The organism is Streptomyces sp. R-74717 (assembly GCF_047305335.1).
Lineage (GTDB): Bacteria > Actinomycetota > Actinomycetes > Streptomycetales > Streptomycetaceae > Streptomyces > Streptomyces atratus.
The window spans coordinates 7525057-7548869 of sequence record NZ_CP102361.1 but is presented as its reverse complement, the minus strand read 5'-3'; the positions used below and the strand labels follow the sequence as shown (position 1 = coordinate 7548869).

Here is a 23813-nt window from a genome sequence, read left to right as displayed (position 1 = left end):
GCCGCAGATCGCCCGTTGTCTTCTGCATGAGCCGGGAACCGCCCGGCGCACGCACCGAGTTCGAGGAGCCACCCGTGCCGCGCATGCTCGACGTCAGCGAGGACGTACGCGCCGAGATCGGCGACGCCGAAGCCGACCGGCTGCTCGTCGGCGACAACACCCCAGGCAGTTACGACTGCACCTCCTGCCGCACCCCCGGCGACTCCGAACAGGAACGCACCAGCACGGTGCTCTTCGTCGGTGACGAAACCGCTGTCCTCGCCTTCGCCCACGCGACGTGCATCCCCTCGCAGGTCGTCCAGGTCGCCGAGGAGCAACTGCAGGGCGCCGTACGCAGCATCACCGGCAACGAAGCGGAGCACCCTGAATACCCGGAGGGCCTCAGCCCCGAGTCCCCGGAGGGGCTCAGCCCCGAACAGGCCGTCCTCGGGATCACCAGCGGCCTCGTCCTGATCGACGACGAGCTCCACCCGGCCCTCGTCGTCGAGCCGACCGGCGCGATCGCCCGCCCGGGCACGGACGGCAGCCGGGGCGACGAATTCCTCCAGCTGCTGCTGGAGCAGGGCTTCCACCCGGTCCACCGGATGGACCAGATGCCCGCGGTGCTGCACGGCTGGTCGATCCTGCTCGCCATGGGCCAGCTGCACGCCGTGCTCCAGCCCGGCACCGGCGGCGGCGCCCCGGTCGCCTGGTGGCAGGCGCATGCGCCGCTCCAGGTCACCGAGGGCTGGCGGACCGCGGCCAACAAGTCGCAGACCGTGCTCGTCTTCGCCGCCCCGGCGGGGGCGATCGGCCAGCAGCCCCGCGAGGACCTGCTGCGCGACGCTCTGGACAGGGCCGCCGCCGGCGGGCTCCTGGTCGCCGCGGCAATGCCGCTGGCCGGAACCTGATCATGGCCGTCGGCTCCTCGCACCTGCGGCGAACAGCTATTTCTCCGCCGGGCCCGCATCCGACGGACAGCGGGGTCGTTGGCACATACGTGCACCCATACGACTCCTCCCACCAGCGCCCGAGCCCGATCCCTGCCATGCGCCCCTCGCAGGAGCCATCGGGCGGTCAGTCCCACACACCGATCTACGACGCGCTGTACTCCGAGTACCGCCGGTCGTTCCGGGCGCTGCCGGGTGATCGTAGTGGCGAGGAGCATCTCGGCTTCATGGCCTTCGGCACCGGGCCCTTCGGCAGCCGCATCCCGCTCAGCAGCCACTCCGGTCTCTCCACGGGGCTCTCCAGCGGTCTCTCCGTACCCAGCGGGGCCACCGGACACGGCAGCGGCCCGAGCACGCACACCGGCGGCCTCGGTTCCTGGCAGCGGGTGGGCCGGCACTCCGGGCGGGCCCAGCCTGCGGCGCTGCCCCCGGGATCGGGATCGCGAGGGGCCTGACCGTACGACGGAGCCCCGGACCCATTCGTATGCGAAAGGGTCCGGGGCTTCGCCATGGGGTCTTGCGTACTACTTGTTGCGGCCGCGCTTCTCGCGGACCCGCACCGAGATGTGGATCGGGGTGCCTTCGAAGCCGAACTCCTCACGCAGCCGGCGCTCGACGAAGCGCCGGTAGCCGTGCTCCAGGAAGCCCGAGGAGAACAGCACGAAGCGCGGCGGCTTGGTGCCCGCCTGGGTGCCGAAGAGGATGCGGGGCTGCTTGCCGCCGCGGACGGGGTGCGGGTGGGAGGCGACGATCTCACCGAGGAAGGCGTTCAGCCGGCCGGTGGGGACGCGGGTCTCCCAGCCGGCGAGGGCGGTCTCGATCGCCGGAACCAGCTTCTCCATGTGCCTGCCGGTGACGGCGGAGACGTTGACCCGCGGGGCCCACGCGATCTGCGCGAGCTCCGTCTCGATCTCGCGCTCCAGGTAGTAGCGCCGCTCCTCGTCGAGGGTGTCCCACTTGTTGTACGCGATCACCAGGGCGCGCCCGGCCTCCACGGCCATGGTGATGATGCGCTGGTCCTGGACGCTGACGGACTCGCTGGCGTCGATCAGGACGACGGCGACCTCGGCCTTCTCCACGGCGGCGGCGGTGCGCAGCGAGGCGTAGTAGTCCGCGCCCTCCTGGAGGTGGACGCGGCGGCGGATACCGGCCGTGTCGATGAACTTCCACGTGATGCCGCCGAGCTCGATCAGCTCGTCGACCGGGTCACGGGTGGTGCCCGCCAGCTCGTTGACGACGACGCGGTCCTCCTTCGCCACCTTGTTCAGGAGCGAGGACTTGCCGACGTTGGGGCGGCCGATGAGGGCGATCCGGCGCGGTCCGCCGATCGCGGTGCCGAAGCGCTGCGCGGGGGCCTCGGGAAGTGCTTCGAGTACGGCGTCGAGCAGGTCGCCGGTGCCGCGGCCGTGCAGCGAGGAGACCGGGTGCGGCTCGCCGAGGCCCAGCGACCAGAGCGCGGTGGCGTCCGCCTCGCCGCTCTGTCCGTCGACCTTGTTGGCGCACAGCACGACGGGCTTGCCGGCCCGGCGCAGCAGCTTGACGACGGCTTCGTCGGTGTCGGTCGCGCCGACGGTCGAGTCGACCACGAAGACGACCGCGTCGGCGGCCTCGATCGCGTACTCGGCCTGGGCGGCGACGGAGGCGTCGATGCCCAGCACGTCCTGCTCCCAGCCGCCGGTGTCGACGACCTTGAAACGGCGGCCCGCCCACTCGGCCTCGTAGGTGACACGGTCACGGGTGACGCCGGGCTTGTCCTCGACGACCGCTTCACGGCGGCCGATGATCCGGTTCACCAGTGTCGACTTGCCGACATTGGGGCGGCCGACGACGGCCAGCACGGGAAGCGGTCCGTGACCGGCCTCGCCGATCGCGCCCTCGACCTCTTCGGCGTCGAAGCCCTCCTCCGCTGCGAGCTCCATGAACTCCGCGTACTCGGCGTCGCCAAGCGCTCCGTGCTCGTGGTCCGAGCCGTCGGAGTGAATCTGGTCGTTCATGAAGTCCGTTCCTCTTTGCATCATCATCGATGGGCCACGACCATGCGGCCCACTACTCAAGTCTTACCTAGCGCCCGGTGAAACGCCCGGCCTCGTCCAGGTGGGCGGTCAGCCGCCCCTGGATCCGTACCGTCGCCTCGTCCAGCGCCTTACGCGTCCGCCGCCCGCTCCCGTCACCCGCGTCAAAAGCGTCACCGAAGACGACGTCGACCCGGCTGCGCAACGGCGGCAGTGCCGATATCAACCGTCCGCTGCGCTCGGTGCTTCCCAGTACGGCCACGGGCACGATCGGCGCCCCGCTGCGTACCGCGAAGTATGCGAGCCCGGCACGCAGGGAGGCGAAGTCGCCCTCGCCCCTGGTGCCCTCTGGGAAGATCCCGAGCACCCCGCCGTTCTCCAGCACGCCGAGGGCGTGGGTGATGGCGGTGCGGTCGGCGGTCGTGCGGTCCACCTTCAGCTGACCGATTCCGCGCAGGAACGGGTCGAGGGGGCCGACGAACGCCTCTTTCTTGATCAGGAAGTGGACGGGCCGGGGCGCGGTGCCCATCAGCATCGGACCGTCGATGTTGTGTGAGTGGTTCACCGCGAGTATGACGGGTCCGGAGGCGGGAACCCGCCACGCACCGAGGACGCGGGGCTTCCACAGCCCGTACATCAGCCCGATGCCGATCCCGCGCCCGACCGCTGCGCCGCGCAGCGTGGGCGAGCCCGTGGCTTGGGTCACTTCGCGGCCCGCTTCTCCTCGACGAGGGTGACGACGCACTCGATGACCTGCGGGAGGGTCAGCTCGGTGGTGTCCACCTCGACGGCGTCGTCCGCCTTGGCCAGCGGGGAGGTCTTGCGGCCGGAGTCGGCCGCGTCCCGCTTGATCAGCGCCTCCTTGGTGGCGACGAGATCGGAGCCCTTGACCTCTCCGCTGCGGCGGGCGGCGCGCGCCTCCGGCGATGCGGTGAGGAAGATCTTCAGGTCGGCGTCGGGCAGCACCGTGGTGCCGATGTCGCGGCCCTCGACCACTATGCCGCCTTCGGCGGCGGCGGCGATGGAACGCTGCAGCTCGGTGATCCGCGCACGCACCTCGGGGACCGCGCTGACCGCGCTGACCCGGGAGGTGACCTCCTGCGTGCGGATCGGCCCCGAGGCGTCCTCGCCGTCGACGGTGATCGTCGGGGCGGCCGGGTCCGTGCCGGAGACGATGACCGGCTTGGCAGCGGCGGTCGCCACCTCCATCGCGTCCTGCACGTCGATGCCGTTGTTCAGCATCCACCAGGTGATCGCCCGGTACTGGGCGCCGGTGTCCAGGTAGCTCAGGCCGAGCTGGGCGGCGACGGCCTTGGACGTGCTCGACTTGCCGGTGCCGGAGGGCCCGTCGATGGCGACGATCACTGCGGCCGGGGCCTGCCGGGCGGCGGCGCTTGCGGTTTCCACGGTGGTGGACACCTTCCTGGTACACGGGGTGGGCGGGACGGGGGCGCGCGAACCCGCCCCGCACAAGGTTACCGAGTGTCGGAGCGGTCCTCTCCACCCCTGTGGACAACCGCCTCCCGGGCCCGCCGCCCCGGGCCTACTGGCGCAGCGACCAGCCCCGGTCGCGCAGTGCCGCGCTCAGTTCGGGGGCCGCGCTCGGCTCGACCATCAGCTGGACCAGGCCCGCCTGCTGCCCGGTGGCGTGCTCGATGCGGACATCCTCGACGTTGACCCCGGCCCGGCCGGCATCGGCGAAGATCCCGGCCAGTTCGCCCGGCCGGTCGCTGATGAGCACGGACACGATCTCGTAGGAGGCGGGGGCCGTCCCGTGCTTGCCGGGCACCCGGACCCGGCCCGCGTTGCCGCGGCGCAGTACGTCCTCGATGCCTTCGGTGCCTTCGCGGCGCTTGTCGTCGTCACCGGACTGCAGACCGCGCAGCGCCCGTACCGTCTCGTCAAGGTCGGCGGCGACCCCGGCCAGCACGTCGGCGACCGGGCCGGGGTTGGCGGAGAGGATCTCCACCCACATCCGGGGGTCGGAGGCGGCGATCCGGGTGACGTCCCTGATGCCCTGACCGCAGAGGCGTACGGCGGTCTCGTCGGCCTCCTCCAGGCGGGCGGCGACCATGGACGAGATCAGCTGCGGGGTGTGGGAGACCAGGGCGACGGCCCGGTCGTGCGCGTCGGCGTCCATGACGACCGGTACGGCGCGGCAGAGCGCGACCAGTTCCAGGGCGAGGTTGAGGACCTCGGTGTCGGTGTCACGGGTCGGGGTGAGTACCCAGGGGCGGCCCTCGAAGAGGTCCGCGGTGGCGGCGAGGGGGCCCGATCGCTCCTTGCCCGCCATGGGGTGTGTACCGATGTACGGCGTGAGGTCGACGCCGCGGGCCTCCAGCTCGCGGCGCGGGCCGCCCTTGACACTGGCGACGTCGAGGTAGCCGCGTGCCACGCCGTCCCGCATGGCGGTGGCCAGCACCGAGGCCACGTGGGCGGGCGGCACGGCGATGATCGCCAGGTCGACGCGGCCCTCGGGCGCCTCGTCCGTACCGGCGCCGAGCGCGGCCGCGGTGCGGGCCGATTCGGGGTCGTGGTCGACGAGGTGTACATGGATGCCGCGCCCGGCCAGGGCGAGGGCTGCGGAAGTGCCGACGAGGCCCGTTCCGATGACGAGGGCGGTTCTCACTGGGCGATGTCCTTGCGGAGGGCGGCGGTGGCACCGAGGTACACGTGCGCGATCTCGGACTTGGGAAGGTACGTCTCGACGTGCGCGAGGATGCGCACCACGCGGGGCATGGCCCCCACGATGTCCAGTTCCTGGGCGCAGATCAGCGGTACGTCGACGATACCGATCCCACGTGCCGCGGCGGCCGGGAAGTCGCTGTGCAGATCGGGGGTGGCCGTGAACCAGATGCTGATCAGGTCGTCCGCGACGAGGTTGTTGCGCTCCAGGACGGCGGTGAGCAGGGCGCTGACCCGCTCGTCCATGTGTCCGGCCTCGTCCTGATCCAGCTGGACGGCTCCACGGACCGCTCGTACCGCCACGTCGTGCTCCTCGCTCTTTCGTACGTGTCGCGCCTGCTGTCCGCCTGCGTGATCTTTCTGCACGATCAGCCTAGAGGGGCGGCGCGGCGGGCGGCCGGGGTGCTCTCCCAGTGAGACGGGGCGGTGGCACGCACCTGGCAGAGCGCGTCGGCCGGAGGGCTCCGCCCGGTGGCGAAGGCCTCCGGCCGCGCGGGGTGTTCCGGAGGAACACTTCTTCCTGCACGGTGAACGGCCCTTGCGGCCGCCCCGGTCTCAGAGCTGCTGTTCCCGGACCAGGTCCTCGATCGAGCGGCCCTCCGGGACCTCTCCCGACGGGGTCAGTCTGTCGACCGCCGTCGGCAGCGAGCGGGCGATCTCGTCGGCCGCCTGTTGCGTGGAGACCCCGGTCTCCTGGGCGACCTTCTGCAGGGTCTCGTCCGGCAGCGCCTCGGCGATCTGGGCGCCGCTGACCGCCTGGTTCTCACCGGTGCCGACCCAGGACTGCGCCTGGTCGACGAGGCCGGACCTGGTGAGCATTCCGATCAGACCTTCAAGCCCGTTGCCACCACCGCCCGTACCGCTTTGACCGTTACCCAGTGCGCCCAGCAGCGCGCCGAGGATGTTCCCGGCGCCGCCGGGAGCGCCGCCCTGGCCGCCACCGCCCAGCAGACTGCCCAGCAGGCTGCCGAGGTCGTTTCCCGCCATGGTTCTGCCTTTCTGGAGGGGATGATTTATCGACAATGTCGATCAGAACCCGGGCTTCTGCCACTTGAGCGGGGCGGTTCCGCCGTCACACAGCGGTCGCCGGACCGGCCCGGCGAACATCGGCCAGAAGCGCTGCCTCCGCGACATCCGGATGCTCGCTGTCCCGCAGCGCTGCCAGCCGGTCCGGCCAGGGATCCGCCCACCGGGTGTTGTCGCCCGCCCGGACCACCAGCTCCACCGCGGCCAGCCCCGCAACGGCCGACCCCCGCGCCCGCAGTGCGGCCACCACCGTGCCGATCGCCGCGATCGGCAGCACCGGCCGCGGCCCCCGCCACTCGTACCGGATGGCGTCGAGCGGGCCCGGCCGCTCCCCCGCGAGGGCCAGCCACCGGTCCCACCGCTCGACCATCCACTCGTCCGGATCCGTCAGTGACGACAGGGCCGCCGACAGCGCCACCCCGGACGCCGCATGGACAAGCCCCGCCGCCCGGAGAGCCTCGGTAACGGCGTCCAGGGCGGCGACCGGGCGCGACCCGTACCCCCGCTTCAGCGAGTCGAGGACCAGCAGCGCATCCCGCCGCTCCCCCTCGTCCACGGAACGGACCTGGCTCACCACCGCATCGAGCGCGCCCTTCAGCCCCGACCGCCCCTCCTCGGTGGTCGCCCACTGGCACAGCAGGCGCGCCGCCTCGTCGCGGACCCCGCGCGGACGGCCGCTGTCGGTCACGGTGGCGGCGACGACTTCTCCGACAGGGGCGGTGGCCTCCGTGCCGAGGAGCGCGTGGGCGGCGGCCGTCGCGGACGCCTTCTCCCCCGTCGCCACCGTGTACGCGAGGAACCGGCGAAGGGCGTCGGCGGCCGACGGCCGGTCGGGCCGCGCCGCCATCACCCGTTCACGTACCGCCGCATGGTGCAGTTGCGCCGTGAACCGCTCCGCGACAGCGGCGACGTCCATGCGGGTCGCGAGCACCCCGACCATCGTGGCGTGGACGTCACGATGCTGACCGGGTGCGTCCCATCCGGCCAGCACGGCCGCGAAGGCCGTCGGCGAGGACAGCGCGGACAGCCCGCGCACGGCCGCCTTCCGGCTGCCGACGGCCCCGGTGACATCCATGACGACCCGGCTGAACCGCGCAATGGCCTCGTCGTCCGGCACCGTGTCGAGCATGGCCCGCACACCGGTCATCGCGGCCCGCCCCCGTACCCCGCCGGTCCCGGCGTGTCCGAGCAGGAAGTCCAGGGTCTCGGGATGGGCCGGCACTCCGCCGCTGTCGGCGGCGCGCTCACCCAGCGCGGTGAGGGCAGCCGCGGCAACGGGCTGCGGTGCCGTCCCGGCCAGCAGGCGCAGGCTGCCCGTCTCCCCCAGCAGGGCAGTGGCGTCGGTCCGTTCCAGCAGCGGCACCTCTTCGTCGGCGGCGATACGCGACAGCTGCGCGTCGAGTGCGGCACGCTGACGCGGCAACCAGCGCCCGAGGACGCTCCGCCGCATCCGCGGTGCCCAGTGCGGCGGCAGTCCGGAACCCAGGACCGTGTCGAGCAGATCGGTACGGCGGCGGGCGATCGTGCGCCAGACGACCGGCACGACGACCGACAGGGGGTTGGCGGCCAGGAGTTCGGCGCAGCGTTGTTCCCGGGTGACCGGATCGGCCAGCCACAGTTCGGCCGCCCGCCGGGCCTGTCCTCCACCCGACAGGCCCAGTGCTGCCGCCCGGCCGATCGCCGCGTCCAGGGCGGGAATGTGCGGGAGATGACGTACGAACAGGGCGCCGAACGGCACGAGCCGTCCCGCGGACCACGGGCTGCCGAGCTCCCACACTCCGACGGCCGCTTCCCTGCCGAGCGGCAACGGCCGGACGCTTCCGGAGCCGCGCGGGTCGGCAAGGACCTGGATCAACAGCCCGACGACCGAGGCGGCTCGGTCCAGGTCACCGTGGCGGGCTGCGCTCACCGCCGTGCGCCGCAGCCAGTACTCGGCGGCCACGAGCGAGGCCCGGGTCGAGTCGCGGGACTGCACCGTGGTCATCGCGGCGTCCCGCAGAGCCGCGTACGGTGCCGCGTCCAGCAAGGAATCCGGGACGGTGCCGGCCGCGGCCAGGGTCGCGCGGCGCACCTCCTCCTGGTCGTGCCAGGCCCGTTGGCAGGACGTGAGGACGCGTGCGTACTCCTTTGGATCGCCGTGCCGTGCGGCGCATTCCAGCAATGCGGGCCAGGCGGCAGCCCGTTCGAACGGGCGGTGCGCACAGGCGAGTTCCCGCAGGCGCGGCTCGCCCTCGGGCAGCGGGAGCAGTGCCGCGATGAAGCTGCGGGGGTACGTCCGGCGCCCGGCCCGTCCGTTCAGCCAGCGTGTGGCGATCTCTGCCCGGTCGGCAGGGGCGAGGGAGGCGACGCCGCCGAGTTCGCCCCGCCAGTCGGTGAGGCCGTCGGCCGACCGCGATTCGACCACTCGCCGCCGCCGGGCCGGTGGCAACAGGGCGAGCAGCGGCTCCGGCGCCACGTGCGTCCTCAAGGGCCTCAGTTCCCTTGGGGATTCGACGCGCAGGACACTCGTGAGCAGGGCGATGTCCTCCTGCCTGCAGGCCGCGAGGGCGCTCAGCACCCGCCGCGGCAAGGGTTCCGGAGCCAGGGGCAGGCGTTCGGTGCCGGTACGCCGCAGCGAGGCCAGTACGGCGGCGGGGTCGCGCAGCAGTGTGGCCGTCGCTGTGCCGGTTACCAGATGCGGGGCCCGGTCGAGCAGCAGCATCCCGGCTGCCGGATCGCGGGCGCTGAGGCGGGTCACGAGGTACCGGCTGCGTCCGCGCAGGCCCCTGGGTTCGGACCGGTCGGCGCTCCCCGCGGGCAACCGGTCGGCGAGATGGGTGGCGAGTGCGGCCGGTGCGGTACGGGCGAGGGCGTGCAGAACCCCGAGCGGCACCTGGACCAGCCTCGGCAGCCACTGCTCGGCCGCCTCGGGCGTACAGGCGGGGAGCAGCCGGGCCGTGTCCTCGTCGCCGTGTCGTTCGTGGACCTGTGGGAGCAGTCGGTCGGCAAGCACGGTCCGGCGGGACAGGCGGAGGATCCGGTACGTGTGATGGCGTACGCACCTCAGATCACCCGACGCCAGTTCTTCCAGGGTCTTTTCGTCGACCGGAAGCCTGATCGCGGCGGCCAGGGCGCGCGGTCTGAGCAGCGGATCGTCGAGCGCCCGGGAGACGGCGTCGAGGTCGCGGCGGACGACGGCCAGGAACAGCGCCAGCCGGCGTTCATCGGGGTTCCCGGCGTCCAGGGCCGTGTGCGCGGCGCGGTAGGTGGTGTCGTCCAGGGAGCGGGTGTGTTCGGCGATGGCCCGCATACGGGCCGGGTACGGCAGGCGTTCGAACCTGGTGTACAGGGCGGTTGCTTCTTCTCTGGGGTACGGAGGTGTCGTCATCGCGCTCACCGGAGGGCGGCGCGGCGAGCCTTTCCGATCATCGTCATGGTGGTGATCGTGACACCGGGGATCTTCCGGCGCAACACGTTTTCACCCACGTACGCTCGCCGGCATGATCACCCCTGACCCCGAGGCTCTCGTACGCGACCACACGGTCTACTCCTGTGTGATGGGCTCACGCGCCTTCGGGCTCGCCACGGACGGCAGCGACACCGACCGGCGCGGCGTCTTCCTCGCGCCGACCCCGCTGTTCTGGCGGTTCGACAAGCCACCGACGCATGTCGAGGGCCCGGCACAGGAGCAGTTCTCCTGGGAGCTGGAACGCTTCTGCGAGCTGGCCCTGCGCGCCAACCCCAATGTGCTGGAGTGCCTGCACTCGCCGCTGGTGGAAAACGTCGACGCCGTGGGCCGTGAACTCCTTTCCCTGCGTGGGGCGTTCCTGTCCCGAATGGTCCATCAGACCTTCGTCCGTTACGCGTTGGGCCAGCACAGGAAGCTGGAGGCGGACGTACGGCAGTACGGGGCGCCGCGCTGGAAGCACGCCATGCATCTGCTGCGGCTGCTGACCAGCGGCCGGGATCTGCTGCGCACGGGCGAGCTCGTGATCGAGGTGGGGCCGGCCAGGGAGGAGCTGCTGGCGGTGAAGCGCGGCGAGGTGTCATGGCCGGAGGTCGTACGCCGCATGACCCGCCTGGCCGAGGAGAACGACGAGGCGGCCGAGTGCTCCCCGCTCCCCCCACAGCCGGACCGGGCTCGCGTGGAGGACTTCCTGATCCGCACCCGCCGGTCGTCCGCGCTGCGGCCCGACCAGGGGTGAACGGCCCCGCCCCCGCCGGTGGGCACACCCCGCGGACGAGCGGACATTCAAGCCCGTCCGGCGATTGAGGGCGACGACGCCCACCCCGTCAACCGCGCACGCACCACGAGATCGTGCAGCCCGTCGAACCCGCCGGCCACCTCGGGAAGCCTGGATTCCGCCTGCGCCTCGTCAAGCACCCCGTGCAGCATCCCGACGTCCCGGCACACCGCCGCGCCGTCCGCATCCTCTGCTCCTCTGTGCTCGGCCTCGGCCTTCGCTGCGATCAGCTCGGGCAGGTACGCCGGAGCGGCCACCTCCCCGAGGAGCGTCGGCAGATGCGCCCGCACCTCACCGCTGCGCATCAGATGGATGCCGGTGAGCAGCGCCCGGAACGTGTACAGCAGCGGCTTCAGTTCACCCGTCTTCTCGAAGAGCCGCCACTGGGTGTTGGCGAACCCACGGTAGTGGTGCGCGTGATTGCGGGTCAGCACATCGGGCGCCAGATCCACCAGTTCCGCGTGCAACTCACTCGTGTGCACAACGAGCGGAGAGAGCAGCTGCTCCAGCACATAGCCGTTCGGCTTCAGCATCAGCCGGACGAACTTCCGCAGATCATGGGTGACCAGGTCCATCTCGACTCCGCCCCTGTCCCACATCCGCGAGCGGGTCTCCTCGGGCTTGCGCAGCCCGAGGAGTTCGTCCGTGGGCAGGAGATGGACCCCCCGAAGGTCCACATCCGAGTCCCTGGACGGGAACCCGTACAGATGCGCTCCGGAGACCGTGGCGAACATCAGCGGGTCGCGCTCTTCGGCGAGCACCGGGCCGAAGTCGGTGACCGGCAGCCCGGCCTCCCTCAGGTGCGTCGTTTTCGTACTCATGGATCAAGCGTCCCAGAGAGCCCCCAGCGACAGCAGATCGCTCCGGTACTCGATCCGTTCCGACCACTCCTTGGGCCAGGCCGCCGCCCCCAGATGCGCCCCGGCGAGCGCGCCGGTCAGGCAGCCGAGGGAGTCCGAGTCGCCCCGGGTGCAGGCGGCCCGACGCAGCGCGGTGACGGGTTCTTCGGGGAAGAGCAGGAAGCAGTGCAGGGCCGTGGCGAGGGCCTCCTCGGCGATCCAGCCGTCGCCGGTGGTCTCGCAGGGATCGGTCTCCGGGGACGGGTCGCGCAGGGCGTCCTGGACGCGGGCCAGGGCGGTGAGGCACTCGTCCCAGCCGCGCTGGATGTACAGCTCCGGCGAGGAGTCGCCCGCGTACCGCCAGAGGTCGCCGAGCCAGCGCGTGAGGTAGCGGCTGCTGTTCTCGTACGCGTAACTGCGCAGCTGCCCGATCAGGCCCATCGGCTCCGCACCCTGCGCCAGCAGGTACACCGCGCGGGCCATCAGGTCGGACGCGGCGAGGGCGGTCGGGTGGCCGTGGGTGAGGGCAGCCTGCAACTGGGCGGCGCCGGAACGCTGTTCTTCGCTCAGCCCCGGCACGAGCCCGACCGGCGCGACCCGCATATTGGCGCCGCAGCCCTTGGAACCGGTCTGGCTGGCCTCCTGCCAGAGCCGGTCGCTGTCGAGCAGGCGGCAGGCGGTCATGCAGGTGCGGCCGGGGGCGCGGTTGTTGTCGGGCGAGTGGTACCAGTCGACGAACTCCTCGCGCACCGGGCGGACCAGCCGCAGCGGGGTGAGCAGCCCGCGGTCCATGGCAGTACGGATACCCCGCCCCAGGGCCAGCGTCATCTGGGTGTCGTCGGTGACGATCGCCGGCTTCGGCAGTCGCATCTGACGCCACGGCCCGCACTTGGCGAGGATCGACGGCACGTTGTTGAACTCGGTCGGGAAGCCCAGTGCATCGCCGAGCGCGAGCCCGGTCAGTGCGCCGGTGGCGGCCTGTTTGGTGATGGTCCTGGTCACGATCACGTGGTTCTTCCTTCCGGTCTCAGGAGTGGAGGGTGCAGGGCGGTAGCGGCACCCGCCCGGTAGAGCGCGGCCGGTTTCCCCCGTCCGCCGGTGCGGCGCGGCGATCCCTCCACGGCCTGGACGAAGCCGGGCGTGGTGAGGACCTTGCGCCGGAAGTTGGGCCGGTCCAGCTCGACGCCCCAGACCGTCTCGTACACCTGCTGGAGTTCCCCCAGGGTGAATTCGGGCGGGCAGAAGGCGGTGGCCAGACAGCTGTATTCGAGTTTGGCGCCGATCCGGTCGTGTGCATCGGCGAGGATGCGGTCGTGGTCGAAGGCGAGGGACCCGGGGGCTCCGGCGTCCCACCACCGGGCACTGGCCGCGTCGCCGCCGCCGTGCGGTTCGGGCAGGTCGGGTACGAGTGCGGTGTAGGCGACGGAGACGACCCGCATCCTCGGGTCGCGGTCCGGATCGCTGTAGGTGCGCAGCTGTTCCAGGTGGAGGGCCGAGACGGTGCCCTCGGTCAGCCCGGTCTCCTCGGCGAGCTCCCGGCGGGCGGCGTCCTCGGCGGACTCGCGAGGCAGGACGAAGCCGCCGGGCAGCGCCCAGTGGCCCTTGTACGGGTCCTCGCCCCTTTCGACGAGCAGGACATGCAGCCGGGTGCCACGGACCGTGAACACGGCGAGGTCGACCGTGACCGCGAAGGGTTCGAAGGCGTACGGGTCGTAGCCTGCGGGGACACCGGCGCTCATCGGTGCTCCGGGAGGGGTGCGGCGAAGTTCCAGCCGGCGGCGAGCAGGGTGTCGACGGCGGCGACCGCGGTGGCCAGGCGTTCCTGGTGGGTTCCGGCGAGCTCGATGAACTCCCTTCCGGTGCGGGTCAGTTCGGCCCGGAAGCGGTCGGTCATCCAGGGCCGCAGCTCCTCGCCGTCGCGCAGCCCGTCGTCCTCGAAGGCGACGCCCTCATGGTCGGTGAGCAGCCACAGATGGCGGGCGACCCGGTCGGCGGTCTCCTCGACGAGCGGGTTGCGCCCGCCGATGTACCGCTCGTGCCAGACGGTGGTCGCGAAGGAGTCGGTGTCGCAGAAGAGCACCGGCGACCCGGTGCGCGCGGCCGCCTCCTCCTTGGCGTTCTGCACCTGGGCGATCCGCGGGAAGTCGTCGGTGGTGAAGGCGACGTCCTCCCACTGGGCCCCGGGCCACCGGGTGCGCAGCGCGGCCAGCTTCTGTTCGCTGAACTCCCGCCCGTACTCGGCGACGTAACGGGTCTGCGCCCAGACGCCGCCGCGCCGCCGGTAGTGGTCGGCAAGGGCGCGAGCCATGGTGGTGGTGCCGGTGGACTCGGCGCCGAGGACGACGATCCGGCGGGTGAGCGCGGCCCGTACGGGCGGTTCGAGGAAGTCCCAGCAGCCGACCGGGTCCTTGCGGACGGCGGTGCCGGAGACCGGGAAGACCGTGCGGTCGGGGTCGACGCAGACGGACTCGGCACCGAACCGGCGGGCCAGTTCGTCCCCGTACGACTCCGAGGTGAAGACGGCGTCCACCGGCTCGGGCACGGCCCCGGTGAAGACGGCCATGTGTGCGTCCCAGATCACCGGGTCGTGGAGATCCATGCGGATGTCGTCGACGGCGCCCACGACCCGTACGTCCGGGTGCACCTCCCGCATCCAGGCCACCCGGTCGGCGAGCGGTACGGACTCGACGGAAGCGGCGCAGACCAGGACGGTCAGCCGCTCGCAGCGGTCCTGCGCGGTGCGGACGAGGTGGTGGTGGCCGGCGTGCGGCGGGTAGAACTTGCCGAGGACGAGCCCGTGCGCGAAGCGCTTCACGCCGCTGCCCCGTGGAAACCGACCACTCACAGCGACCCCCCACGCCCCCGGCCCACGCCGACCTCGTACCCGGGTGCCGCCGCCACCTCCACGGGCTGCCGTTGCTGCACGGCGAGATCGCGCTGCCAGTTGCGCAGGCCGATCAGGCACAGCGTCAGGAAGCCGACGTACAGCAGGGAGGTCAGATAGAGCTCCTTGTACGCGTACAGCGGGATGTACACCACATCGGCGGCGATCCAGAGCCACCACGACTCGACGAGCTTCCTGCACTGCCCGTACGTCGCCGTCAGGGACAGCGCGGTCGTCAGGGCGTCCCAGAAGGGCACGGTCGAGTCGGTGGCGTGGGCGAGCAGGACGGTGAGGGCGAAGGCCCCCACCACCCCTGCCGCGAGCAGCCAGACCCATTCGGTGCGCGTGGTGCGCCGCACCGGCAGGTCCGGTGTCCCCGGTCCACCCCCGTGGGTCCAGGTCCACCAGCCGTACGCGGCAAGGGCGATGAAGACGATCTGGAGGCCGGCGTCGGCGTACAGACCGGACTGGGCGAACAGCAGGATGAAGAAGATGTTGTTGGCGATGCCGATCGGCCAGTTGGCGAGGTGCTGGCGGGCCACGAGCCAGACGCACAGCGCTCCGCTGCCGAAGCCGAGCACCTCGGTCCAGCTGACCGGGGTGTCAAGGACCGTCACCAGAGGTTGCTGCAGGGGATCGAGGAAATCCGCGAGACTCACTCCCGCCTCCTTAATAGTCACTCTGACTATAAAGGCGGAACGGTCGCAGCAAAAGACCCGCGGCCGATTCCTGTTCGAAAATCGAAAGCAGGAACCGGCCGCGGGTCTTTGAGCGGACGGAGCCGGGTTACAGACCGACCTCGCGCATCAGCATGCCCACCTCGGTGTTGGTGAGGCGGCGCAGCCAGCCGGACTTCTGGTCGCCCAGCGGGATCGGCCCGAAGGACGTCCGTACGAGCCGCTCGACCGGGAAGCCGGCCTCGGCCAGCATCCGGCGGACGATGTGCTTGCGGCCCTCGTGGAGGGTCACCTCGACCAGGTAGTTCTTGCCGGTGTTCTCGACGACCCGGAAGTGGTCGGCGCGGGCGTACCCGTCCTCCAGCTGGATGCCGTCCTTGAGCCGCTTGCCCAGGTCGCGCGGGAGCGGTCCCTGGATGGCGGCCAGGTAGGTCTTCTTCACCCCGTACTTGGGGTGGGTCAGCCGGTGGGCCAGCTCGCCGTGGTTGGTGAGCATGATGATGCCCTCGGTCTCGGTGTCCAGCCGGCCGACGTGGAAGAGCCGCGTCTCACGGTTGGTGACGTAGTCGCCGAGGCACTGGCGGCCGTCCGGGTCCTCCATGGAGGAGACGACACCGGCGGGCTTGTTCAGCGCGAAGAAGAGGTACGACTGGGCGGCGACGGTCAGACCGTCGACCTTGATCTCGTCCTTGTGCACATCGACGCGCATGCCCTGCTCGACGACGATCTCGCCGTTGACCTCGACACGCGACTGCTCGATCAGCTCCTCGCACGCACGGCGCGAGCCCATGCCTGCCCGGGCGAGGACCTTCTGCAGCCGCTCGCCCTCCTGCTCGGCGCCCGGGTGGGTCTTGGGCGTCTTGATATCGGGCTTGCCCGCGTACCTGTCCCGGTTGCGCTGCTCGATCTTGGCGTCGAGCTCACGCGGACGGGACGGGGCGCCCTGGCGACGCGGGCCGCCGCTCCTGCCGCCGCCGGCCTGCGCGGGCTTCGGGCCGCCCTTGGCGCCGCCGCGGGCCGCCGCGCCGCGGCCCTTGCGGGGTCCTTCGCCGCTCTTCTCCCCGGTGGAGCCCACGTCGTAGCGACGCTCCTCGGGCCGGGGCCGGCGGGGACGCTGCTCCTGCTTGCCGTCGCGCCCGGCGCCGGCACCCCGGGGATTCCGGTTGCCGCCGCTCTTGCCGCTGCCGCTTCCGCTGTTCCTGCCACTGCTTCGCATCAAAATTCCGTCTTGTCGTCTGCGTGAGTATCCGGGGTGTCCGGTGCGTCCGGATCGAACGACGGCACACCCTCTAGCGTCTCAGCCTCGATCGCGTCCGCCTCGGGAAGGAAGGGCGCGAGCTCCGGGAGCTCATCCAGGCCACGCAGGCCCATCCGCTCCAGAAAGTAGTTCGTCGTCCTGTACAGGATCGCACCTGTTTCGGGTTCCGCGCCCGCTTCCTCGACGAGACCCCTCTGCAGCAGGGTCCGCATGACCCCGTCACAGTTCACACCGCGGACCGCGGAGACCCTCGACCGGCTGACCGGCTGGCGGTACGCGACCACCGCGAGGGTCTCCAGGGCCGCCTGCGTGAGACGGGCCTGCTGGCCGTCCAGGACGAAGCCCTCGACGGCCGCCGCGTACTCCGGGCGGGTATAGAAGCGCCAGCCGCCCGCGACCAGCCTCAGATCGAAACCGCGACGCTGCACGGTGTACTCGTCGGCCAGCTCCCGCAGCGCGTCGGCGACGGCTCTGCGGGGCCGCTCCAGCACCTTGGCGAGGTGCTCCTCGGTGGCGGGCTCGTCGACGACCATGAGGACGGCCTCCAGGGCGGGCTTGAGATCAAGATCCGCGACGGTGGAGCCGGTGGTGTCCTGCTGACTCATGCCTTCACATCCTCACAGACGTCCTGCAGCTCGGTGTCGAACTCGTCCGTCACGACGGGCTCGGCCCCCTCTCCCCCGGCCCAGCGCACCAGGAGCTCTCCCAGCGCCTCGTCCTGGTCGAGCGCGACGGCCTTCTCCCGGTACAGCTCCAGCAGCGCGAGGAACCTTGCGACGACGGTGAGGGTGTCCTGGGCGTCCTCGGTGAGCACGCGGAAACTGATCTCCCCCGCCTCCCGCAGCCGCGCCACCACGATCTCGGCCTGTTCCCGCACGCTGACCAGCGGTGCGTGGATGTGGTCGACGTACACCTGCGGCTTGGGCTTCGGCTGCATCGCCTTCACGGCCAGCTTGGCGAACCCCTCGGCCCCGATGCTGATGACGACCTCGGGCAGCAGCTCGGCATGGTGCGGCTCCAGCCCCACGGTCCGCGGAAAGCGCCGCCCCTCCGACTCCAGCCGGTCGCTGAAGATCTCCGCGATGCGTTTGTACGCGCGGTACTGGAGCAGCCGGGCAAAGAGCAGGTCCCGCGCTTCGAGCAGCGCCAGATCCGCCTCGTCCTCGACCTCGGCGGCGGGCAGCAGCCGGGCGGCCTTCAGATCGAGCAGGGTCGCGGCGACGACGAGGAACTCGGTGGTCTGGTCCAGATCCCAGTCCGGCCCCATGGCGCGGATGTGCGCCATGAACTCGTCGGTGACCTTGGACAGTGCGACTTCGGTCACATCCAGCTTGTGCTTGGAGATGAGCTGCAGAAGCAGATCGAACGGCCCCTCGAAGTTCGCCAGCCGAACAGTGAACCGCCCGTCGTCGGCGGGCTCGGGAGGCGAGCCGGCGGTTGCTGCCGGTACGACGGGCTCGGGGGATGAGCCGGGTGTTGTCGGTACGGCGGGCTCGGGGGGCGTTACGGGAACCTCGGGGGCGGCTGTCCCGGCGGACGCTGTCGCATCGGCCACCGATGGTTCCGGGGACGCTTCCGCGGCCTCGGGAAGAGGCGGGGTGGCGGATTCACCGCCGATGCCCCCGTCCGCCGCCGGCCCCGGCGCAGGCCGACCGCCCGGGCCGCGGCCCAGGGGGCGGCGAGGGGTACGGGCGGGCTCGTCGGTCGTCGGCATGAAGGTCCAGGGGCAGCGGGACACGGGCGGCGGGCAGTGGCCCGTACGGGGCAGGCCGGAGACCCGGCCGGCGGCGGCACTCCGGGCAGGTTACCGGCGCCCCGCCGGTCAGCGGCCGCGCAACCGCCGTACGAGGATGCTCGCGTCGCCCCGCGACTCCAGGTCCGCGAGAACCACCGCGACCGCCTCGCGGACGATCCGCCCTCGGTCGACCGCGAGCCCGTGCTCCCCGCGGAGCACGAGACGGGCGTGTTCGAGGTCCATCAGTTCCTCGGCCGAGACATAGACGGTGATCTTCTCGTCGTGACGCTCCCGGCCGCTGGGCCGCCGGTTCGCCCCGCGCCCGCCTCCGCGCTTGCGCTGCTGCTGAACGGCAGGGGCGGGAACCGCCTCCTGCGCGGACGACTGCGTGGACGGCGCGGACTGCTGAGGCCTGCGCCCCGACTGCCCTGCCACCGCACCTCGGTCACCGTCTCCGCCGCGGCTGCGCGATCCCCCCGCGTCGGCGTCGGCCGCGGAGTGCTCCTCCCGCGAAGGGGCCGCGGTGCCGGCTGCGGCCTCCACCGCGCCCGCCCCGGATCCGTCGGCCGCGGGATCGCTCTCCCCGGCCGGACCGGGCACCCGGGCCTCGCCGTTCGCCTTGCGCCGCCGCTCCGCGGGGGACGTGGCCTGCAGCCCCATCCCCCCGGTGGTACGGAACAGTTCGTCGGCCCCGGGCAGACTCACTCGGCGTGACACCGGGCGAGCACCTCCCTGGCGAGCTGGCGATAGGCGGCGGCACCGACCGAGTTGGAGGCGTACGTGGTGATGGGCTCACCGGCGACCGTGGTCTCCGGGAAACGGACCGTGCGCCCGATGACCGTGTGGTAGACGTGATCGTCGAAGGCCTCGACGACGCGCGCGAGGACCTCGCGGCTGTGCACCGTACGGGAGTCGTACATGGTGGCGAGGATGCCGTCGAGCTCCAGATCCGGGTTGAGCCGCTCCTGGACCTTCTCGATGGTCTCGGTGAGCAGTGCCACACCTCGCAGCGCGAAGAATTCGCACTCGAGCGGCACTATCACCTTGTGGGCTGCCGTCAGGGCGTTCACGGTGAGCAGCCCCAGCGAGGGCTGACAGTCGATCACGATGTAGTCGTAGTCCGCCATCAGCGGCTTCAGGGCGCGCTGCAGCGTGGACTCCCGGGCCACCTCGCTCACCAGCTGCACCTCGGCAGCCGACAGGTCGATGTTGCTGGGCAGCAGGTCCATGTTCGGGACCGCGGTCTTCAGCAGGACCTCGTCGGCCGACATGCCCCGCTCCATGAGCAGGTTGTAGACCGTGAGGTCGAGCTCCATCGGGTTGACGCCGAGCCCGACCGACAGGGCTCCCTGCGGGTCGAAGTCGACGAGCAGGACGCGGCGCCCGTACTCCGCGAGTGCGGCACCCAGGTTGATGGTCGACGTGGTCTTGCCGACGCCGCCCTTCTGGTTGCACATCGCGATGATCTTCGCGGGACCGTGATCGGTCAGCGGGCCCGGGATCGGGAAGTAGGGCAGGGGCCGACCGGTCGGGCCGATCCGCTCGCGGCGCTGGCGGGCAGCGTCGGGCGCGAGGGTGGCCGCGTACTCCGGATCGGGCTCGTACTCGGCGTCGGGGTCGTAGAAGTGCCCCTGGGGCACCTCGTCGAAGTCGGCGAAGTGGGCGGTCTCTCGGCCACTCTCGTTGCCGGCCATGGCGTTCACGTTTAGGCCGTCCATCATCTGGGGGGCTGTCGTCATGTGCTGGTGGGTGGCGAAGGTGCGGACAGCGACGGAGCCGACAGCCTCCAGCCCGTTCGGGCTCTGGCCCCGTGCAGGCATCCCTGGTTGAACACCCCCGGGAGTAATTGTCGACTCATTCACAAGTCGTCTTACCTCCTTGGACGTGACCAGGAAACTTATCGATAGGTCAGCGTGGCACCATGCCGACGATTGGCGACTCTATGGCGTGTCACCGCTCCGCAGCAACACAATCCGCCGGACCCGGCCCGATGTGTCGGCAATCGAACACCTCCCTGTCAAGGGCACAGAGCCACCGGGGCGCACTTGTAGCGGGTGCACGAATCGGTTGAAGGGTTACGTTCGAGACGAGTTGAACGAGGGCCTCGCAGGGGCCCGGCATGCGTCCGGCCGGACCTTGCTCAGCAAGGTCCGGCCGGACGCATGAGGTTGACGGGAGATGTTGACTCGTCAGCCGAGAAGCGAGCTCAGCTCGACGTGCTCCAGGCCGTGGGCCTCGGCCACCTCGCGGTAAACGACCTGCCCGTCATGGGTGTTGAGGCCCTTGGCGAGCGCGGCATCGCGGCGCAGCGCCTCGACCCAGCCACGGTTGGCGAGCTCCAGGATGTACGGCAGCGTGGCGTTGGTGAGCGCGTACGTGGAGGTGTTGGGCACGGCGCCCGGCATGTTGGCGACGCAGTAGAAGACCGAGTTGTGGACCGTGAAGGTCGGCTCGGCGTGCGTCGTCGGGTGCGAGTCCTCGAAGCAGCCACCCTGGTCGATCGCAATGTCGACAAGTACACTTCCGGGCTTCATCTTGGCGACGAGCTCGTTGGTGACCAGCTTCGGGGCCTTCGCGCCGGGGATCAGCACGGCGCCCACGACGAGGTCGGCCTCGATGACGGCCTTCTCCAGCTCGAAGGCGTTGGAGACGACGGTCTTCACCTTGGTCCCGAAGACCTTGTCGGCCTCGCGCAGCTTGTTGATGTCCCGGTCGAGCAGCGTGACGTGGAAGCCGAGACCGACCGCGATCTGCGTGGCGTTCCAGCCGGAGACACCGCCGCCGATGACGACGGCCTCAGCGGGCGCCGTGCCCGGGACGCCGCCCGGCAGCACGCCGCGGCCGCCGACCGAGCGCATCAGGTGGTAGGCGCCGACCTGCGGGGCCAGCCGGCCCGCGACCTCGGACATCGGGGCGAGCAGCGGCAGCGCGCGGCTCGCGGTCTCCACGGTCTCGTACGCGATCGCGGTGGTGCCGGACTCCAGCAGCGCGTCCGTGCACTCGCGGGAGGCGGCGAGGTGCAGGTAGGTGAAGAGCGTCTGGTCCTTGCGGAGGCGGTGGTACTCCTCGGCGACCGGCTCCTTGACCTTGAGCAGCAGGTCGGCGGCGGCCCAGACCTCGTCGGCGGTGGGGAGGATCTGCGCCCCGGCGGCGACGTACTCCTCATCCGTGATGGAGGAGCCGGCCCCGGCGTTCTCCTCGACGACGACCTGGTGGCCGTGGCGTACGAGCTCGTTCACACCGGCGGGCGTGATCGCCACGCGGAACTCGTTGTTCTTGACTTCGCGGGGGATGCCGACCTTCACGTCGATCACGGTCCTTGGCTCAGAGGGTTACCCGGACATAGCTACACATACCCGGATATACACAGCGTAAATGGAGACACCGCGAACGCACGCGGCAAAGCCATTCTAATGAAGGGCTTCGCGCTGTCTAGCCTTACAAAGCATTAATTTTCACTCACCGCACTACGGATTTCGTAGGCTGCACCCTCCTCACCCAGCAATCTGTCGGCCAGGCCCCGGTGCAACCGGGCCGCAGCCGAGTCGCCCAGCCGGTCGAGCGTGTCGGCCAGCCGCAGCTCCAGCGCCGCCTGCAGCCGTACGTCCCCGGCCCGCCTGGCCCACTCGACGGCCTCCTGACAGGTGTGCAGCGACTCCTGCGGCCGGCCCGCGTACTCCTGTACCCGGGCCGCCTCGCTCAGCGCCCGCGCCTGGGCCGGCACATCGCCGAGCCTGCGGTACCCGGCCGCGGCGGCCCGCCAGTTCCGCAGTGCCTCGCCGTACCGGCCGGCATAGGTGTGGACGGCGCCGAGCCGCCCGTACAGCCGCGCCTCGTCGGCCCGCTCGCCCTGGGTGAGCCGCTGCGCCAACGCCCGGCCGTACCAGTCGGAGGCCCGCTGGAAGTCCCCCAGCTCGGCGTAGGCACCGCCTACGGATTCCATCGCACGGCCGGTGGCATACGGATCCTTCGCTGCCCGTCCGGCGTCCAGCGCGGCCCGGTAGCGGGTCAGCGCCTCCTGCGTACGGCCGGTCCTGGCATCGAGGTCGGCAAGGTTGAGCAGTGCGGCGGCCCGTTCACGCGGCAGGTCGCGCCGCTCGGCGACCGCCAGAACCAGACCGTGCAGTCCGTACAGCTCGGGCGCGGCCGCCTCGGTGCCCTGGTGCACGGCCAGCGCCCGCACCAGTGCGGCCACCAACCTCCTTGCCAGAGTGTCGAGTTCACCGTCCTCGACGGCGAGCCCGGCCGAGGCCAGCAGGGCGGGACGGCGGATCCGCAGCCATTCGGCGGCCGCATCGGGGCTGGCGAAACGCAGCGAGCGCGGCAGCCCGGCGAGCTTGCGGCGGGCCGGGGAACCCTCGGGGTCGGTGACCGCACGGCAGGATTGCAGCAGCCGCACGGTCCGCTCCAGCATCCGGGCCCTGGCGAGCTGGATCTCCATCGGCCGGTCCCTGTCCTCCAGCAGCGCCCGCAGCAGCGGAGCGAGGCAGCCGGGCACCTCGTACTGCGGTTGGTCCGCCCCATTGGTGCGCAGCAGCCCCAGGGCCACGAAGTCGTCGAGGGTCGTCTGGGCTGCGGAGACGGAGCAGCCGGCCAGGGCGGAGGCCGTGTGCGCGTCGGCGAGTCCGGCGGGGGCAAGCGCGAGCAGTCGCAGTATCCGGGCGGCGGTCGGCGGCAGGGAGTCATGGACCAGCCGGAAGGCGCGCGCCAGCGGGCGGGCGCCGGTGGACTGCTCCGTGTCGTCCGGCAGCTCGCGCAGCTGTTTGGTGACATCGGCGACCGACGCCATGGGGCGGGCGGCGAGCCAGCCGCCGACCATGACCAGGGCGGCCGGCAGGCCGGCGCACTCCTCGGCGAGGGTCTCGGCGGTCCGCGGGTCGACGGTGATTCTGACCTGGCCGATGATGCGGGCGAGCAGCCGGACGGCGGAGCCCGCGTCCAGGCCGCCGATGGTGCAGGGGCGGACGCCGGGGATACCGGTCAGCGGTCCCTCGGAGGTGGCGACGACCAGGCAGTCGGGGTTGTCCGGCAGCAGCGGGTCGACCTGTTCCGCATCCACGGCGTCGTCGAGGAGCAGCAGGGCGCGGCGCCCGGCGAGCGCCTCGCGGACCATTTCGGAGAGCTCGTCACCGTCCGCGCCGGGCGGCCCCGTCACACCCAGCTGGTCGAGCAGCCTGCGGGCGGTGCGCTCGGTGGGGACGGGTGCCCCGCCGGGGTCGGCGAGCCGGGCCCGGAGCAGGCCGTCGGGGTGGTCGCCGGTGGAGAGCAGCAGGCGGGTGAGCTCGCCGGCGAGTGCGGTGCGTCCGGAGCCGGGGCGTCCGGCGATCAGCAGGACCCTGGCGCGGGCGGCCTTGCGGCCGGCCAGGGTGTCCAGTCCGGCCCGCTCGATGTCGGCTCGCAGCGCCTTCAACTCGCGGTCACGGCCGAAGAATTGGGGTGGGACGGTGCCGGGCGGCTCCTCGGTTCCCGCTGCCTTGGCCGGGCCGCTGGTGTCCACCGCCTGATCCGTCACGGGCCACGCTCCACTTCGCTGCACGCGTTGCCC

At 71.5% G+C, this 23813-nt stretch carries 22 protein-coding genes; 3 read left to right on the top strand and 19 right to left on the bottom strand.

Annotation, left to right across the window (positions count from 1 at the left end):
- Positions 1–74: 74 nt before the first annotated feature.
- Both NRF20_RS34620 and NRF20_RS34615 read left to right on the top strand, forming a co-directional pair.
- Positions 75–890: a hypothetical protein gene (locus tag NRF20_RS34620; protein ID WP_413754638.1), complete on the top strand. Its 816-nt coding sequence runs from the start codon at positions 75–77 to the stop codon at positions 888–890.
- Positions 891–1027: 137 nt separating this feature from the next.
- Positions 1028–1384 (top strand): hypothetical protein, encoded by a 357-nt coding sequence (locus tag NRF20_RS34615; RefSeq protein ID WP_266362614.1) that lies wholly within the window; start codon positions 1028–1030, stop codon positions 1382–1384.
- Positions 1385–1453: 69 nt separating this feature from the next.
- Here NRF20_RS34615 and der read toward each other — a convergent pair whose 3' ends face one another.
- The 7 genes from der to NRF20_RS34580 form a co-directional block, all read right to left on the bottom strand.
- Positions 1454–2923: a ribosome biogenesis GTPase Der gene (der, locus tag NRF20_RS34610; RefSeq protein WP_266362612.1), complete on the bottom strand. Its 1470-nt coding sequence runs from the start codon at positions 2921–2923 to the stop codon at positions 1454–1456.
- A 67-nt stretch (positions 2924–2990) separates the two neighbouring features.
- On the bottom strand, positions 2991–3647 hold the full coding sequence (locus NRF20_RS34605; protein ID WP_398629204.1) for a lysophospholipid acyltransferase family protein: 657 nt from the start codon (positions 3645–3647) through the stop codon (positions 2991–2993).
- Positions 3644–4360 (bottom strand): (d)CMP kinase, encoded by a 717-nt coding sequence (cmk, locus tag NRF20_RS34600; protein WP_398629205.1) that lies wholly within the window; start codon positions 4358–4360, stop codon positions 3644–3646. The genes NRF20_RS34605 and cmk overlap by 4 nt, the downstream gene beginning before the upstream one ends.
- Before the next feature lie 124 nt (positions 4361–4484).
- Positions 4485–5570: a prephenate dehydrogenase gene (locus NRF20_RS34595; protein WP_093893779.1), complete on the bottom strand. Its 1086-nt coding sequence runs from the start codon at positions 5568–5570 to the stop codon at positions 4485–4487.
- Positions 5567–5929: a chorismate mutase gene (aroH, locus tag NRF20_RS34590; protein ID WP_093893778.1), complete on the bottom strand. Its 363-nt coding sequence runs from the start codon at positions 5927–5929 to the stop codon at positions 5567–5569. The genes NRF20_RS34595 and aroH overlap by 4 nt, the downstream gene beginning before the upstream one ends.
- 252 nt (positions 5930–6181) lie before the next feature.
- Positions 6182–6613, bottom strand: a complete 432-nt coding sequence (locus tag NRF20_RS34585; RefSeq protein WP_398629206.1) for a YidB family protein — start codon at positions 6611–6613, stop codon at positions 6182–6184.
- 85 nt (positions 6614–6698) lie between these two features.
- A complete protein-coding gene (locus NRF20_RS34580; protein WP_413753885.1) occupies positions 6699–10019 on the bottom strand; it encodes a hypothetical protein in 3321 nt (1106 codons plus the stop codon).
- Positions 10020–10131: 112 nt separating this feature from the next.
- On the opposite strand from NRF20_RS34580, the gene NRF20_RS34575 reads away from it, so the two are divergent.
- Positions 10132–10836 carry a DNA polymerase beta superfamily protein gene (locus tag NRF20_RS34575; protein WP_398629208.1) on the top strand — a complete coding sequence of 235 codons (705 nt, stop codon included), beginning with the start codon at positions 10132–10134 and terminating at the stop codon, positions 10834–10836.
- 47 nt (positions 10837–10883) lie between these two features.
- Here the strand turns inward: NRF20_RS34575 and NRF20_RS34570 are convergent, their stop codons facing one another.
- The 12 genes from NRF20_RS34570 to NRF20_RS34515 form a co-directional block, all read right to left on the bottom strand.
- The gene (locus tag NRF20_RS34570; RefSeq protein ID WP_398629209.1) at positions 10884–11696 is read right to left on the bottom strand and encodes a DNA polymerase beta superfamily protein; all 813 of its coding nucleotides are present in this window, start codon (positions 11694–11696) and stop codon (positions 10884–10886) included.
- Positions 11697–11699: 3 nt separating this feature from the next.
- Entirely contained in the window at positions 11700–12722 is a 1023-nt protein-coding gene (locus NRF20_RS34565) for an ADP-ribosylglycohydrolase family protein (RefSeq protein ID WP_114243773.1), read from the bottom strand.
- On the bottom strand, positions 12719–13453 hold the full coding sequence (locus tag NRF20_RS34560) for an NUDIX hydrolase (RefSeq protein WP_413753884.1): 735 nt from the start codon (positions 13451–13453) through the stop codon (positions 12719–12721). Before NRF20_RS34560 ends, NRF20_RS34565 begins: the two co-directional genes overlap by 4 nt.
- Positions 13450–14529, bottom strand: a complete 1080-nt coding sequence (locus NRF20_RS34555; RefSeq protein ID WP_413753882.1) for an AAA family ATPase — start codon at positions 14527–14529, stop codon at positions 13450–13452. The genes NRF20_RS34560 and NRF20_RS34555 overlap by 4 nt, the downstream gene beginning before the upstream one ends.
- A gap of 26 nt (positions 14530–14555) precedes the next feature.
- A complete protein-coding gene (pnuC, locus tag NRF20_RS34550; protein WP_398629212.1) occupies positions 14556–15257 on the bottom strand; it encodes a nicotinamide riboside transporter PnuC in 702 nt (233 codons plus the stop codon).
- A 127-nt stretch (positions 15258–15384) separates the two neighbouring features.
- Entirely contained in the window at positions 15385–16491 is a 1107-nt protein-coding gene (locus NRF20_RS34545; protein WP_398629213.1) for a pseudouridine synthase, read from the bottom strand.
- Positions 16491–17138: an SMC-Scp complex subunit ScpB gene (scpB, locus tag NRF20_RS34540; RefSeq protein ID WP_093893771.1), complete on the bottom strand. Its 648-nt coding sequence runs from the start codon at positions 17136–17138 to the stop codon at positions 16491–16493. The genes NRF20_RS34545 and scpB overlap by 1 nt, the downstream gene beginning before the upstream one ends.
- Positions 17135–18247 (bottom strand): segregation and condensation protein A, encoded by a 1113-nt coding sequence (locus NRF20_RS34535; RefSeq protein WP_398629214.1) that lies wholly within the window; start codon positions 18245–18247, stop codon positions 17135–17137. Before NRF20_RS34535 ends, scpB begins: the two co-directional genes overlap by 4 nt.
- Before the next feature lie 108 nt (positions 18248–18355).
- Positions 18356–18973, bottom strand: coding sequence for a hypothetical protein (locus NRF20_RS34530; RefSeq protein WP_413754637.1), 618 nt, complete (start codon positions 18971–18973; stop codon positions 18356–18358).
- On the bottom strand, positions 18970–20088 hold the full coding sequence (locus NRF20_RS34525; RefSeq protein ID WP_093893768.1) for a ParA family protein: 1119 nt from the start codon (positions 20086–20088) through the stop codon (positions 18970–18972). The genes NRF20_RS34530 and NRF20_RS34525 overlap by 4 nt, the downstream gene beginning before the upstream one ends.
- Before the next feature lie 369 nt (positions 20089–20457).
- Positions 20458–21573: an alanine dehydrogenase gene (gene ald, locus NRF20_RS34520; RefSeq protein WP_398629245.1), complete on the bottom strand. Its 1116-nt coding sequence runs from the start codon at positions 21571–21573 to the stop codon at positions 20458–20460.
- Between the two features lie 143 nt (positions 21574–21716).
- Positions 21717–23780, bottom strand: a complete 2064-nt coding sequence (locus NRF20_RS34515) for a tetratricopeptide repeat protein (protein WP_398629215.1) — start codon at positions 23778–23780, stop codon at positions 21717–21719.
- Positions 23781–23813 lie beyond the last annotated feature (33 nt).

Bases quoted from the DNA above. Each gene is read 5' to 3' on its own strand.
- NRF20_RS34585 (WP_398629206.1), bottom strand. From the start codon at position 6,613: ATGGCGGGAAACGACCTCGGCAGCCTGCTGGGCAGTCTGCTGGGCGGT.
- NRF20_RS34570 (WP_398629209.1), bottom strand. From the start codon at position 11,696: ATGAGTACGAAAACGACGCACCTGAGGGAGGCCGGGCTGCCGGTCACC.
- NRF20_RS34575 (WP_398629208.1), top strand. From the start codon at position 10,132: ATGATCACCCCTGACCCCGAGGCTCTCGTACGCGACCACACGGTCTAC.
- der (WP_266362612.1), bottom strand. From the start codon at position 2,923: ATGAACGACCAGATTCACTCCGACGGCTCGGACCACGAGCACGGAGCG.
- NRF20_RS34525 (WP_093893768.1), bottom strand. From the start codon at position 20,088: ATGCCTGCACGGGGCCAGAGCCCGAACGGGCTGGAGGCTGTCGGCTCC.
- NRF20_RS34560 (WP_413753884.1), bottom strand. From the start codon at position 13,453: ATGAGCGCCGGTGTCCCCGCAGGCTACGACCCGTACGCCTTCGAACCC.
- scpB (WP_093893771.1), bottom strand. From the start codon at position 17,138: ATGAGTCAGCAGGACACCACCGGCTCCACCGTCGCGGATCTTGATCTC.
- NRF20_RS34580 (WP_413753885.1), bottom strand. From the start codon at position 10,019: ATGACGACACCTCCGTACCCCAGAGAAGAAGCAACCGCCCTGTACACC.
- NRF20_RS34545 (WP_398629213.1), bottom strand. From the start codon at position 16,491: ATGCGAAGCAGTGGCAGGAACAGCGGAAGCGGCAGCGGCAAGAGCGGC.
- NRF20_RS34615 (WP_266362614.1), top strand. From the start codon at position 1,028: ATGCGCCCCTCGCAGGAGCCATCGGGCGGTCAGTCCCACACACCGATC.
- NRF20_RS34535 (WP_398629214.1), bottom strand. From the start codon at position 18,247: ATGCCGACGACCGACGAGCCCGCCCGTACCCCTCGCCGCCCCCTGGGC.